Source organism: Marinospirillum perlucidum (assembly GCF_003336805.1).
GTDB classification, from domain to species: Bacteria; Pseudomonadota; Gammaproteobacteria; order Pseudomonadales; family Halomonadaceae; genus Marinospirillum; species Marinospirillum perlucidum.
This window is the reverse complement of record NZ_QFWJ01000004.1, coordinates 172,926-186,511: the sequence shown is the minus strand read 5'-3', so window position 1 is coordinate 186,511 and position 13,586 is coordinate 172,926. Positions and strand designations below refer to the sequence as shown.

Here is a 13,586-nt window from a genome sequence, read left to right as displayed (position 1 = left end):
AGGCAGATACATCCGAGTTCAGTGGCAAGAGGGTTATCCTTTCAGGTGACGTCCGCCATTTAGGCGCAAAAGATTACCGGTCATGTAAGGCTGCTCCAGCAAATAGTCCACAGACTGCCAGAGCACTGCAAAACCGGGTTCCAGGTGCAAGGGTGACTTGGCCAGTACCTTTTCCTGGTACTCGGGGCTATCCCCTTCATTAAAGGCCAGCAGGGCCGGGGCCACGCTGTTGACCTTGATATCCGGAGCAAAACGCGCGGCAAAAGAGAGGTTGAGACTTTCCAGACCGGCTTTACTGGCCACATAAGCAGCATGCTTGGCCGAACCCCGGCGTACGACATCATCAGTAATATGGATGATATCGGCCGCCTGGTTGTTGATACCGGCCCAGCACTGCAACAGCGGATGCAACTGGTTGTTCAGCAGGAAAGGGGTTTGCTGGTGTATCTGGAACATCCGCTGAAAGACGTCAGCCGCTTCTTGCGCAGGCTGCTCAGGAAGAGGATCGCTGGCCCAGTCCGAGGCATTATGAATAAGGGCTCTCAGCGAGGTATGACGCGCCTTGATTGCCTCGGCAAAATCCAGAATGCCAGCATCCTGAGAGAAATCGGCCTGGATCACCTCGGCACCCAGCCGCTCCAATTTATCCACACCCGGTTTGCGGGTGCGATAGCTGATCACGACTGGCTGTTCTTTCTCCAGAAGTCGCTCGGCCAGGTAGAGGCCGCCTCTTTGTCCAGCACCGGTAATCACTACCGGTGCCTTGCCTGCAGTATCAGTCATAGTTTCTCGGTGCATAAGCATGAACATCACTGAGCAGCGAACGCGGCGGCATGCCACGAGTCATCATCAGGTCTTCAATGGCATAGACCAAAGCCGGTGAACCACTGCAAAAGCCCTTCACTTCGCTGGCCGAATCAGGATCGATATAATCCATCCCCAGGGATTCGACCAGGCTGCAATTACGCCCCTTCCAATCAGCATCAGCGAGATCAACACAGGGCAGCAGCGTAAAGTTACTGTAGTTGCTTTCCCAGTCTCTGGCCAAATCCAGGGCATAGAGCCCTTCGCGATTACGTGCCCCCCAATAGAGGGTCAGGGGAGCTTGCCAACCTCTTTCAAAAGCGGCTTCCAGCAGAGATTTCATCTGGGCAAAACCCGTCCCCCCGGCGACCAGCACCAGTGGTTGTTCTTCCTTGGGTAGCAGGCATTCACCTGTAGCTAGCCTCAGTGTCAGGGTGCCGCCCTGGATCAGCTTCTGATAGAGGGTTTCGGATACTTCGCGTCCGGGCAGATACTGGATATGCAGTTCCAGTTCCTTCTGATGGGGTGCCGAGGCAATAGAAAAAGGCGCCCAGATGTCCTCAGTCACCTGAATTTCCAAATACTGCCCGGCCTCATAAACAAAAGCTTCGTCAGCTTCCAGGCCCAGGCGGAAGACTCGGTCTCCCCTTTCTTCCAGGCGCGTGATGCGCGCTTGTAGAATCTGTTTAGTCATATACTTCCTTAGCTTTGGCTTGTGTCCAGACCCAGTTGGTCCCAGATGGCATCGACCCGGTCCTTGACTGCTGAATCCATGACGATGGGCGTTCCCCATTCACGATCGGTTTCGCCCGGCCATTTGTTGGTGGCATCCAGTCCCATTTTGGAACCCAGACCCGAGACCGGAGATGCAAAATCCAGATAATCAATCGGTGTATTTTCGATCATTACCGTGTCCCTGGCCGGGTCCATGCGTGTGGTCATGGCCCAGATCACATCCTTCCAGTCACGGGCATTGACGTCATCATCGGTGACCACGACAAACTTGGTGTACATAAACTGGCGCAAAAAGCTCCAGACACCCAACATCACCCGCTTGGCATGTCCCGGATACTGCTTGCGAATGGTCACTACCGCCATCCGATAGGAACAGCCTTCCGGCGGCAGATAAAAATCCACGATTTCCGGAAACTGCTTCTGCAAAATGGGTACAAACACTTCATTCAGGGCCACACCCAGAACAGCCGGTTCATCCGGTGGACGTCCCGTATAGGTTGAATGATAGATGGCATCCCGCCGACGCGTCACCCGCTCAACTGTAAAAACGGGGAAGTCATCCACTTCATTGTAGTAACCCGTGTGATCACCAAAGGGGCCTTCAGGGGCGGTTTCGCCCGGTTGGATATAGCCTTCCAGCACGATTTCCGCCGAGGCAGGTACCCTTAGATCAGAGCCCAGGGATTTCACCAGTTCTGTCTTGCTATCGCGTAAAAGCCCGGCAAAAGCATATTCGGACAGGGTATCGGGAACCGGCGTCACTGCCCCCAGAATCGTGGCCGGATCAGCACCCAGGGCCACACAGACGGGAAAACGCTGACCGGGATTTTCACGGCAGAATTTCTGGTAGTCCAGCGCCCCGCCACGATGTGCCAGCCAGCGCATGATCAGTTTGTTCTTACCCAGCAGTTGTTGACGGTAAATGCCCAGATTTTCCCGCCCCTTCTTTTCGTTCTGGGTAATCACCAGCGGCCAGGTAACCAGGGGTGCGGCGTCGCCCGGCCAGCAGTGCATGATGGGCAGGCGGTAGAGATCCACGTCTTCGCCTTCTTCCACGACTTCCTGGCAGGGAGCTTTTTTCACCACCTTGGGGCTCATGCTGAGCACTTTTTTGAAAATAGGCAGTTTTTCCCAGGCATCCTTCATGCCCTTGGGGGGATCGGGTTCCTTCAGGTAGGCCAGCAGCTTGCCGATTTCGCGCAGGGCTTCCAGGGATTCTGCCCCCATGCCCAAAGCGACTCTTTCCGGGGTGCCGAACAGGTTAGCCAGCACCGGTGTAGCATGGCCCTTGGGGTTCTCAAAAAGGATAGCTGGCCCGCCCGCTCTCAGAGTGCGGTCGGCAATTTCCGTCATTTCCAGGTGGGGGTCGATTTCCTGGGTCACGCGCTTGAGCAGACCGCGGGCTTCCAACTGACTGATAAAATCGCGCAAATCCTTATATTTCATGGGATTTTCTGCCTCTTAATGGACAAAAGGCAAGCCCTGGGGCTTGCCTTGTTTTATATCTGGAAGATCGCATGTGGGAGTTCGCTCTGCGCACGATCTTTTCACGCAGAGGGCTGCGCTCCCACTTATTACTTGCGCTTCATAGCCTCGAAGAATTCCACATTGGTTTTAGTGTCCTTGAGACGATCCACCAGGAATTCGGTTGCGGCAACATCTTCCATGGGGTTAAGCAGCTTGCGCAGTATCCACATGCGCTGCAGCTCTTCTTCAGTCGCCAGGAGGTCTTCACGGCGGGTGCCGGAGCGGCGGATATTGATCGCCGGGTAAACCCGCTTCTCGGCCACTTTACGGTCCAGGTGGACTTCCATATTGCCGGTACCCTTGAATTCCTCATAGATAACTTCATCCATTTTGGAACCGGTATCAACCAGGGCAGTCGCCATGATAGTCAGACTGCCGCCTTCTTCGATATTACGGGCAGCACCGAAGAAACGCTTGGGTTTTTCCAGGGCATGGGCATCCACACCACCGGTCAGTACCTTGCCGGAGCTGGGCACTACGGTGTTGTAGGCGCGGGCCAGACGAGTGATAGAATCCAGCAGGATGACCACATCCAGCTTGTGTTCAACCAGACGCTTGGCCTTTTCAATGACCATTTCCGCGACCTGTACGTGACGTGCAGGCGGCTCATCAAAGGTCGATGCAACCACTTCGCCACGCACAGTACGCTGCATTTCGGTCACTTCTTCCGGACGCTCGTCAATCAGCAGAACAATCAGATGACATTCTGGATTGTTGCGTTTGATGGAATTGGCAACATTCTGCAGCATCAGGGTTTTACCCGCTTTGGGCGGGGAAACGATCAGACCCCGTTGCCCCTTACCGATGGGGGAAACCAGATCGATAATCCGTGCTGTCAGGTCTTCGCTGGAACCGTTACCCACTTCCATAATCAAGCGGGAGTCGGGGAAGAGGGGAGTCAGGTTTTCAAAGAGGATTTTATGCTTGGCGTTGTCGGGGCGGTCAAAATTGATGGAATCAACTTTTAGGAGGGCAAAATAGCGTTCACTGTCTTTGGGAGGACGTATTTTGCCGGAAATACTGTCGCCCTTGCGTAAATTAAATCGGCGAATCTGGCTGGGGGACACATAGATATCATCAGGGCCGGCCAGATAAGAGGAATCTGACGAGCGCAGAAACCCAAAGCCATCTTGGAGTATTTCCAGGACACCATCGCCGTAGATGTCTTCACCGCTCTTGGCGTGCCGCTTGAGTACGGCAAAAATAATGTCTTGTTTACGAGAACGGGCAACGTGTTCTATGCCCATTTCGTTGGCGATTTCCATTAGTTCAGGGACGGATTTCTGCTTTAATTCGGTCAGATTCATGGGTTTTATATGGTGATCTTGCCAGGAGTAATATTTCCGCTTTTTTTACGGAGTGGATAATTAATTCCGACTTGCACGCAAGGCAAATGAGATGTTGAGTCTACAACTGCACAGGAACCTTCAGGCTAACACTTGCCAGTTAATAAAACAGTGGCGGTTATTGAAGACCGGAAATTGCTGATTGACTCAGGGGTCTTGGGGCAGGCCGGATTATGATGACCTCATCAGAGACAGGGCCTCTGACTTTAAGAGTAATTCTTTTCTCTCTACGCAAAGATAGTGGAGCCGCGCAGAGCAGCCTTATCTTGCCTTAGAAAAGGTCTAGTACGCAAGCCCTTAATGTAAGAAATTGCAAGTACTAGACCCGGGAAGCTTTACAGAGTTTCGTCGATAAAGCTGGTCAGCTGGGATTTCGACAGGGCGCCGACTTTCGTGGCTTCGGACTTACCACCCTTGAAGACCATCAGGGTCGGAATGCCACGGATGCCAAATTTAGCCGGTGTGTCTGTATTTTCGTCAATATTCAGCTTGCAGACCTTGAGGCGATCTTCGTATTCACTGGCAACTTCTTCCAGAACCGGAGCGATCATCTTGCAGGGACCGCACCACTCTGCCCAGTAATCAACCAGAACGGGAACCTCTGATTGAAGCACCTCTTCCTCAAAACTGGCATCACTGACATTAACGATATTGGAACTCATCTCTGTACACTCCTAAGCGGTATTAAACCAAGTATCTCGATTATCATAGCACCCTCTATCCACCACCTAAAGCCTGAAGAAATATAATCTTCATGTTTTTAATGCTATCTTTACCAGCCAACAGACCACTTTAAACGTCTATTGGAAACAAGATAATTATGGCAGACGCTTCGCTACCCGAAGGCTCGACCCTGGCCGCACTGGATTTGGGTTCCAACAGTTTTCATCTGGTGCTGGCCCGCAAAATCAAAGGGGAACTCAGCCTGCTCAAACGCCTGGGCGAAAAGGTTCAGCTGGCTGCAGGACTGGATGAACGCGGCTATCTGAGCGAAGAAGCTCAGCAGCGTGGACTGGAATGCCTGGAGCGGATGGCCCCCTTTATCCAGGGACTGGAAGAAAACCAGGTCAGGGCTGTGGGCACCAATGCCTTAAGGGCTGCACGTAACTCCGGGGAATTCATTACCCGAGCCCAGGAACTGCTAGGGACTTCCATCGAAGTGATTGCCGGCCGCGAGGAAGCCCGTCTGATTTATGCTGGAGTGGTGCACACCTCCCCCAAGTTTGATCAAAAACGTCTGGTCATCGATATCGGCGGCGGCAGTACCGAATTTATTGCCGGTGAAGGTGGGGAACCTCGCCTGCTGGAAAGCCTGCACATGGGCTGTGTCAGCTACACCCAGCAATTTTTTGGCGATGGCAATTTCAGCGAACAGAATTATCAAAAGGCACGTTTGGCCGCTCTCAGCGAGCTGCTGCATATCCAGAAATCCTTTCTGGCTCACGGCTGGGAGCGGGTACAGGGCAGCTCCGGCACCCTGAAAACCCTGTCGCTCGTCGTGGGTAAGGGGGAATTTGCTCCTCTGACGCCCAAAAACCTGCATGAGCTGGAAAAAGAACTCTTCAAGACCAAGTCGACACGCGGCTGGGTGCGCTTTGGCATGCGTGAGGATAGAGCCAAGGTCATAGCAGCCGGGCTAGCCATCACCTCTGCCTTCTTTGAGGCCCTGCAACTTCAGGAAATGCACTATGCCGAGGGGGCGCTGCGTGAGGGTCTGCTTTACGAACTGGCGGGCACCGGCACCGATCAGGATATCCGTGATCGTACGGTCGGCTCCCTGATGGAGCGCTTTCAAGTGGATCAGCAACAAAGTGATCTGGTCTGCCAGGCTGCGCTCAAGGGTCTGGATCAGGTGGCACGCGCCTGGGGCCTGAGCCATCCCAGCTGGAGCAACAAGCTGCGCTGGGCTGCCCAGCTACATGAAATCGGCCTGAATGTCGCTCACACCCAGTATCACAAGCATGGTGCCTACCTGCTGACCTATGCTGATCTGGCCGGCTTTACCCGCCAGCAACAGCAAATTCTGGCCGTACTGGTTCGTGCTCACCGGCGTAAATTTCCCGCCAACGAGTTCAAGAGCTTTGCCCCTGAATACCAGCTCAAACTACAACGCCTGGCCCGCCTTTTGCGCCTGGCCGTACTCCTGCATCACAGCCGCCCTGACAGTCCTCTTCTGGATTTCACTCTGGAACTGGATAACAGCCAATCGAAGGAAACCATGTACCTGCGTTTTCCCCAAGGCTGGCTGGAAAACCAACCGCTGTTGATGAACGATCTTCAGCAGGAAGCCAAGTGGCTGAACAATGTTGGCTTTGAACTGGTTTACGAATAATCATCACCCATAAAAAAACCGGCTCCTTCAAGGGGCCGGTTTTTTTCGTCTGCTGCCAGGCCGTTATTCCACTTCCGGGCGCATGGCCGGGAAGAGGAGCACATCCCGAATCGACGGCGAATCGGTAAACAGCATTACCAGGCGGTCGATACCGATCCCTTCACCAGCAGTGGGCGGCAGACCATATTCCAGAGCACGAATATAATCGGCATCAAAGAACATGGCTTCATCATCGCCCGCCTCTTTTTCAGCGACCTGCTCCAGGAAGCGATCGCGCTGATCTTCAGCGTCGTTCAACTCCGAGAAGCCATTGGCAATTTCACGCCCGCCAACAAAGAATTCAAAGCGGTCAGTCACTTCCGGCTTGTCATCGTTGCGGCGCGCCAGCGGTGAAACCTCGGCAGGATATTCGGTGATAAAGGTGGGCTGACGCAATTTCTCTTCGGCCACCTCTTCAAAGATCTCGGTCAGAATACGACCCCAGCCCCAGGAATCCTTGATTTCCAGCTTGAGCTGTTTGGCCAGGGCCGCAACGCCCTCACGATCCTGCAACTGATCAGCAGAGATGCCATCACCGTACTCAACCACGGCTTCGGTCATGGTCAAACGCTGGAAAGGCTTACCGAAGTCATAGTCTTCACCCTGGTAGTGCAGCTGACTGCTGCCCAGGACGTCATCGGCCAGAGTTCGCAGCATTTCTTCGGTCAGATCCATCAACTGGTTGTAATCGGCATAGGCCCAGTAGAATTCCAGCATGGTGAATTCCGGGTTATGCCGCGTCGACAGGCCTTCATTGCGGAAGTTACGGTTAATTTCGTAAACCTGCTCGAAACCACCCACGACCAGTCGCTTGAGGTAAAGCTCGGGGGCAATCCTCAGGTACATGTCCTGATCCAGGGCATTATGATGGGTGATAAAAGGACGTGCTGTGGCGCCACCGGGAATCGTCTGCAACATGGGGGTTTCCACCTCCATGAAACCGCGTGTTTCCATAAAACGGCGGATACCGCTGATGACACGTGAGCGCACCACAAAAGCATCACGGGATTCGGGGTTAACAATCAGATCCACATAGCGCTGGCGGTAGCGCATCTCCTGGTCGGCCAGACCGTGAAACTTGTCGGGCAGAGGACGCAGGCTTTTGGTCAGCAGCTGGCTTTTGACGATATGGATGTAAAGATCGCCCTTGCCGGATTTATGAACCGGACCTTCGGCATAGACCAGATCACCCAGATCCCAGGTCTTGATATCTTCTTTCTGGTCTTCATCCAGACCTTTTTTATCCACATACAGCTGGATTTGACCACTGACATCCTGGATGACAATAAAGGGACCGCGTTTACGCAGGATGCGACCAGCCACCTTGGCGGGGCGATTGAGTTCTTCCAGCTCGGGTTTTTCCTTGTCACCCAACTCTTTCTGCAGATCAGCCGCATAGGCATCGCGACGCAGGTGGTTGGGAAAGGCGTTACCGGCTTCACGTCTGGCAGCCAGCTTGGCGCGGCGCTCAGCAATCAACTTGTTATCGTCTTCAGTCATTTTGTTTATAGCCCCTGCTTAAGACTGGCTTCAATAAATTTGTCCAGGTCCCCATCCAGCACGGCCTGGGTATTACGGTTTTCAATCCCGGTACGCAGATCCTTGATGCGTGAATCATCCAGCACATAGGAACGGATCTGACTGCCCCAGCCGATATCGGCCTTGGAATCTTCCAGCTTTTGTTTTTCGGCATTGCGCTTTTGCATTTCCAGCTCGTACAAGCGCGACTTCAGCTGCTTCATGGCGAAGTCTTTGTTCTGGTGCTGGGAACGTCCGGACTGACAGGCCACCACGGTATTGGTGGGCAGGTGAGTAATCCTGACCGCCGATTCAGTTCTGTTAACGTGCTGACCGCCCGCACCGGAGGCGCGGTAAACATCAATACGCAGATCGGCCGGATTGATATCGATTTCAAAGCTGTCATCCACTTCCGGGGAAACAAACACGGAAGCAAAGGAAGTGTGGCGACGACCACCGGAATCAAAAGGACTCTTGCGAACCAGGCGATGAACGCCGGTTTCGGTTCTCAGCCAGCCAAAGGCATATTCGCCTTCCACGCGGATGGTCGCCGATTTAATACCAGCCACATCACCGGCAGAGGCTTCCACCAGCTCGGCCTTGAAGCCATGCTGGTCACACCAGCGCAGGTACATGCGCAGCAGCATTTCCGACCAGTCCTGAGCCTCGGTACCGCCGGAACCGGACTGAATATCCACAAAGCAGTTGGCCGGGTCCATTTCCCCGGAAAACATGCGACGAAACTCCAGGCTTTCCAGCTGTTTTTGCAGATCAGCCAGATCAGCTTCAGCTTCATTTACGGTGCCTTCGTCATCTTCGGCAGCCGCCAGTTCCAGGATATCCAGAGTATCCACCAGCCCTTGATCCAGGGCTTCCAGAGTGTTCACAATGGTTTCCAGTTGCGAACGCTCTTTACCCAGAGCCTGGGCCCGGTCAGGTTCGTTCCAGATATCCGGCTGTTCCAGTTCGCGGGTGACTTCTTCTAGACGGTCTTTCTTTTCAGCATAGTCAAAGATACCCCCTAAGAACGTCGGTGCGTTCTTGCATGTCTTTGATCAGGGATACCAGCGGGTTGATTTCCAGCATGGGGTTGGCTTCTCCAGCTCGTTGGAAAATTCACTATTCAGGAATAAACCGCCTATTCTACCCAAGGGTGAACGCCAACTCCACCTTACCAGTCGCTGACAGGCCTGTTATTCTTAGTAGTATTCAGCCTACTATGGCAGCACAACAAGGAAATCATGAAACCTCAACTGATTACTACTGACGACGAGCTCTACCTGGAACTAGGCCCCTGCTCGGCCCGTTTCACCCAATCTGAAGCTGAGGCTTTCCGGGATCTACTGGCCACCAAACTGGGTTATTTTCTGGAGCAGCCCGCTCCCTCCACCGATGCCCGGGAAAAACGTCTCAAGCAACTCCAGCCTCTGGCTGAAGCCCTGGAAAAACTGGAAGACCGCCAGTTGCAAAACACTCTCAAGGCTTATCCCAAATCCCAACTGGTTACCCTGATTCGTTTTCTACGCGCCCAGCTTCCCGGTATCAGCGAAAGAATCTTCTCACTCCTCTCGCGCCGCACCGCCCAACAGCTGGGAGAAGAGCTTGAGGTTCAGGGCCCGGTTCCCCTGAGCCAGGTTCTACCCGCGCTGGAAAGCCTGGAACCGCTTCTGGCAACAGAAGGCGTTTTTACTGGTATTCACCAGAAGGCCAGAGACTATCTGGAGCGCCTGGGGCAGCTACCCCTGCCTGCTTTTCAGCAATTTCTGCAGGAATTACCTTCAGCATCACGCCTACAACTGCTGGATCTGACAGATCAACTGGCATTAACACAAGTCAACCAGCGCTGCCGGGAAGGCCTGGATTCAAGCTTCAAGCGCCAACAGGAAACTTCCGACAAACGCCTGAATGAGCAGGAAATTCGTCAACTTATGTCGGAAATCAGCCATCTGCTCAAAAAACTTCGTTCTTCCAGCTACAGGAGCCATTAACCCATGCTGGACATAGTTATCAAGGAACAACAGGTTCATCTGAAAGATCGTTTTATCAGCTGGAAACTTAGTCTGCACGCTGCGCTGATGCTGCTGGCCGATCTCAATGAACAACTACCGGGTGATGACAGCAACTACGCGCTATTACGTACCTACTACCAGCGCCAGCTATCCAGTCTTCTGCTGCTGCCGCCCCGTGAGCGCCAGCAACTGCTCCAGGACCTCAATCTCGAAGCCTTGGCCTGCTTGCTCAAAATACTGGAAGGAAGTGCCAGCCACGATCAGTTAAAGCGCAACCTCTCACATCGGCGTTTGCAGCAACTGGAAGAAGAGCCGGTTTACCAAAAGGTCGGGGCCCCCAGTATTGAAGACCTGCAAAAAGGACTGGAGGACTTTTTTGAACAACTACAAGAAAGGATCAATCACGGAGAAATCCAACTACCGGACCCCTCCGAACCCTACTATTGAGCGACCATCTCCAGACGCTCTAACAGACTACGAAAATCAGCCAGAGAGCCCATATCATCATCCTGATGATAGGTCAGCGTGAGTACCAGGCTTTTACGCTGCTCCACCTGGATCATGTACTGCAGTATACGGGTATTGGGCACATTGCCAGCATAACCGATAACAAAAGCAGGGTAGCCCTGGACCTGCTGGCCTTCACACTGTTCCAGTTCTACCTCCTTACCCAGGGTTCTACCCAACAAAGCAGGCAAGGCATTGCAAGTTGCCCTTATCTGGCTTTCGGCTTCAGGCACCTGGTCATTAGTGGCAAAAAGACTGAGGTTGTCATACACCCCCTGGTGAGAATCGCGGGTATTGAACAGCAGCTCCATATCCCCCTGGCGCACTCTTTCTGCCAGACGTTGGCGCATCAAAGGCGGCAAATCCAATTGCTCGTCACCCTTGCCTTCAACAGCGGATAGGTCTTCACGACTTAAGAGCTTCCAGTCTTCCGGCAAGTGCAGAACCAGACCCAGGCCGGTTTCCAGGGTTTGCAGCGAGGCCGTAGCCAGAGCGGTTGAGGTCATCACCAGAGTCAGGGCCAAACCGGCCGTGAAGATTAGTAGCTGTCGTTTCAAAACAAGAACCTGCACAAATTCAATAAATTTCAGGTAAGCTAAGTAGCCGAAAAGTGCACACTATAAGTTATTTTTTACTTCCTGACTGCTGCAAATAAAGATTCTATGACAACTTCTCTTTCCCCCACCCTGAAATTAGCCTACGACCTCATCAGCCGCCCCTCTGTTACTCCCGAGGATGCCGGCTGTCTGGATCTGCTGGGCCAACGCCTGGAAAAATTGGGTTTTCGCCTGGAACGCCTGCCTTTTGCTGAAGTCGATAACCTTTGGGCCCGCAAGGGCGATCAGGGCCCACTGCTCTGCTTTGCCGGTCATACCGATGTCGTACCCACCGGGCCGGAAGAAAACTGGGAATTCCCGCCCTTCGAGCCGCAAATCGATTCAGAAGGCTACCTGCGTGGACGCGGCACTGCCGATATGAAAGGCAGTCTGGCTGCCATGGTTACAGCCATCGAAGCCTTTATCGAAGAGCACCCTGACCATGAAGGCAGCCTGGCTCTGTTGCTAACCAGCGATGAAGAAGGCCCTTCCGTTAATGGCACCGTCAAGGTGGTCGAGCATCTGGAAGCCCGCAACGAAAAAATTGACTGGTGTCTGGTGGGCGAACCCTCCAGCACCGAACGTCTGGGCGATATTATCAAGAATGGTCGTCGCGGCTCTCTGGGGGCGCGTCTGCTCGTCAAGGGCAAGCAGGGGCATGTGGCCTATCCGCACCTGGCTGCCAATCCGGTTCATCTGGCTGCCCCGGCACTGGCTGAACTCACTGCCCAGATCTGGGATGAAGGCAATGATTTCTTCCCGGCCACCAGCCTGCAAATCTCCAACATCCAGGCTGGAACCGGGGCCACCAATGTGATTCCCGGCGAACTGGAAGTCATCTTTAACTTTCGCTTTTCCACCGAGGTAACAGCAGAAGAACTCCAGCAAAGAACCGAAGCACTGCTGGACAAGCATCAGCTGGATTACACCCTGGACTGGACCCTCAGCGGTCAGCCCTTTCTCACGGCTGAAGGCCAGCTGGTTGAAGCGACTCAGGCAGCGCTCTTGGAAGTGACTGGCCAGCCCACACAACTTTCCACTTCAGGTGGCACTTCGGATGGACGCTTTATCGCACCCACAGGAGCCCAGGTGGTGGAACTGGGTCCGCTGAATGCCACTATTCATCAGGTTAACGAGAAGGTTAAGGCCGAAGATCTGAACACCCTCAGCCGGGTGTATCAACAACTACTGGTCAAATTGCTGGCCAACCGCTAAGAAGCCTTGGATTGATGTCACGAGCGCAGCTGTTTATCTGAGGCTTCCTAAAAACGAAAGCCCATGGCCAGACCCAGGGAGCGGGACTGGCTACCGGGAATTTCATCAGCCGTCGACGCATCCACCTGCCAATCCTGCCAGCGGATGCGGGAGGTAATCACCCGGCCATTACCGGCCACATAATCAATACCCAGCCAGACCGCGTAGCCGCCGCCATGGGCCTGGGTGGGATAGGCACTGCTACCGCCGTTGTATTTCTCCCAGCCACGCACCAGAAGCCGATATTCGGCCCCGAAGACCAGGAAGCTGGAGGTATCGAAGCGCAGTCCCAGATCACCACCGAACGGCAGATAAACATAGCGCACATAGGCATCACCGGCGGCGTTATCCTTGACGCTGAAACCTTCCCAACCCAGGCCCGTCCAGAGAGTCACATCGCCAGCAAAAGCAGTATGATTGATACCTCCCAGACGATAGGCCAGGTGGCTGGCTTTGACCTCGGCATCAGAAGGCGAGGCCGAAGTGAGTTCACTACTGGCATCCAGAGTATGGCCCAGGCTCAAACGATGATAGGCAAAATCACCACTGAGTAATTCCATCTCCAGATTCAATTGAATAAGGTCACTGCTAAGTTCGAAATTAGCGGCTTCGGATTCATGATCCAATTGCAGGTAACTAATCGAAGGCGCAAAAAAGGCAAAGCTGTCGATGCTGGCTGGCGGGTCTGCAGGTTCAGTGACAGAGGCATCTTCGTCTCTGGCCTCCTGGTAAGGAATCACCTCGGTTGTTTCCGTGCGGCGCTCATCTACCTGCAACAAAGGCTGTATTTCTGCAGCTGCCAGCGGCAACACCCAAGCCAGATAAAGGCTGCTGGTCATCAGTAGAAATCTCACCCTAGCGGCTCCTTATTTAGATGCAAAAAGGCAGCCAGCCGCAGCTGACTGCCATCCGGTTAGCT

Annotated in this window: 13 protein-coding genes; 4 read left to right on the top strand and 9 right to left on the bottom strand. The window is 53.7% G+C overall.

Annotated features, from left to right (window positions below; all coding sequences use genetic code 11):
• Positions 1-33: 33 nt before the first annotated feature.
• The 5 genes from folM to trxA form a co-directional block, all read right to left on the bottom strand.
• The gene (folM, locus tag DFK18_RS08000; RefSeq protein ID WP_114417732.1) at positions 34-783 is read right to left on the bottom strand and encodes a dihydromonapterin reductase; all 750 of its coding nucleotides are present in this window, start codon (positions 781-783) and stop codon (positions 34-36) included.
• Positions 776-1,498 carry a ferredoxin reductase domain-containing protein gene (locus DFK18_RS07995; RefSeq protein ID WP_162299730.1) on the bottom strand — a complete coding sequence of 241 codons (723 nt, stop codon included), beginning with the start codon at positions 1,496-1,498 and terminating at the stop codon, positions 776-778. Before DFK18_RS07995 ends, folM begins: the two co-directional genes overlap by 8 nt.
• 8 nt (positions 1,499-1,506) lie before the next feature.
• A complete protein-coding gene (ubiD, locus tag DFK18_RS07990; protein ID WP_114417730.1) occupies positions 1,507-2,985 on the bottom strand; it encodes a 4-hydroxy-3-polyprenylbenzoate decarboxylase in 1,479 nt (492 codons plus the stop codon).
• A gap of 128 nt (positions 2,986-3,113) precedes the next feature.
• Positions 3,114-4,373, bottom strand: a complete 1,260-nt coding sequence (gene rho / locus DFK18_RS07985) for a transcription termination factor Rho (protein WP_114417729.1) — start codon at positions 4,371-4,373, stop codon at positions 3,114-3,116.
• Positions 4,374-4,747: 374 nt separating this feature from the next.
• On the bottom strand, positions 4,748-5,074 hold the full coding sequence (trxA, locus tag DFK18_RS07980; protein ID WP_114417728.1) for a thioredoxin TrxA: 327 nt from the start codon (positions 5,072-5,074) through the stop codon (positions 4,748-4,750).
• Between the two features lie 158 nt (positions 5,075-5,232).
• On the opposite strand from trxA, the gene DFK18_RS07975 reads away from it, so the two are divergent.
• Positions 5,233-6,744, top strand: coding sequence for a Ppx/GppA phosphatase family protein (locus DFK18_RS07975; RefSeq protein WP_114417727.1), 1,512 nt, complete (start codon positions 5,233-5,235; stop codon positions 6,742-6,744).
• A 63-nt stretch (positions 6,745-6,807) separates the two neighbouring features.
• Here the strand turns inward: DFK18_RS07975 and lysS are convergent, their stop codons facing one another.
• On the bottom strand, positions 6,808-8,283 hold the full coding sequence (gene lysS / locus DFK18_RS07970; RefSeq protein ID WP_114417726.1) for a lysine--tRNA ligase: 1,476 nt from the start codon (positions 8,281-8,283) through the stop codon (positions 6,808-6,810).
• A gap of 5 nt (positions 8,284-8,288) precedes the next feature.
• A protein-coding gene (gene prfB / locus DFK18_RS07965) for a peptide chain release factor 2 (protein ID WP_114417725.1) occupies positions 8,289-9,387 on the bottom strand; the annotation gives its coding sequence in 2 pieces (ribosomal slippage) (positions 8,289-9,311 and positions 9,313-9,387; 1,098 coding nt in all).
• Between the two features lie 155 nt (positions 9,388-9,542).
• Between prfB and DFK18_RS07960 the strand changes: the two genes are divergently transcribed.
• Positions 9,543-10,289 carry a FliG C-terminal domain-containing protein gene (locus DFK18_RS07960; RefSeq protein WP_114417724.1) on the top strand — a complete coding sequence of 249 codons (747 nt, stop codon included), beginning with the start codon at positions 9,543-9,545 and terminating at the stop codon, positions 10,287-10,289.
• 3 nt (positions 10,290-10,292) lie between these two features.
• Positions 10,293-10,757, top strand: coding sequence for a FliG C-terminal domain-containing protein (locus tag DFK18_RS07955; RefSeq protein WP_114417723.1), 465 nt, complete (start codon positions 10,293-10,295; stop codon positions 10,755-10,757).
• On the opposite strand, the gene DFK18_RS07950 is transcribed toward DFK18_RS07955, so the two are convergent.
• Positions 10,751-11,374 carry a hypothetical protein gene (locus tag DFK18_RS07950; protein ID WP_114417722.1) on the bottom strand — a complete coding sequence of 208 codons (624 nt, stop codon included), beginning with the start codon at positions 11,372-11,374 and terminating at the stop codon, positions 10,751-10,753. The genes DFK18_RS07955 and DFK18_RS07950 overlap by 7 nt on opposite strands.
• Positions 11,375-11,479: 105 nt before the next feature.
• Here DFK18_RS07950 and dapE point away from each other — a divergent pair, with 105 nt between their 5' ends.
• Positions 11,480-12,628, top strand: coding sequence for a succinyl-diaminopimelate desuccinylase (dapE, locus tag DFK18_RS07945; protein ID WP_114417721.1), 1,149 nt, complete (start codon positions 11,480-11,482; stop codon positions 12,626-12,628).
• A 47-nt stretch (positions 12,629-12,675) separates the two neighbouring features.
• Here the strand turns inward: dapE and DFK18_RS07940 are convergent, their stop codons facing one another.
• Entirely contained in the window at positions 12,676-13,521 is an 846-nt protein-coding gene (locus DFK18_RS07940) for a hypothetical protein (RefSeq protein WP_162299729.1), read from the bottom strand.
• Positions 13,522-13,586 lie beyond the last annotated feature (65 nt).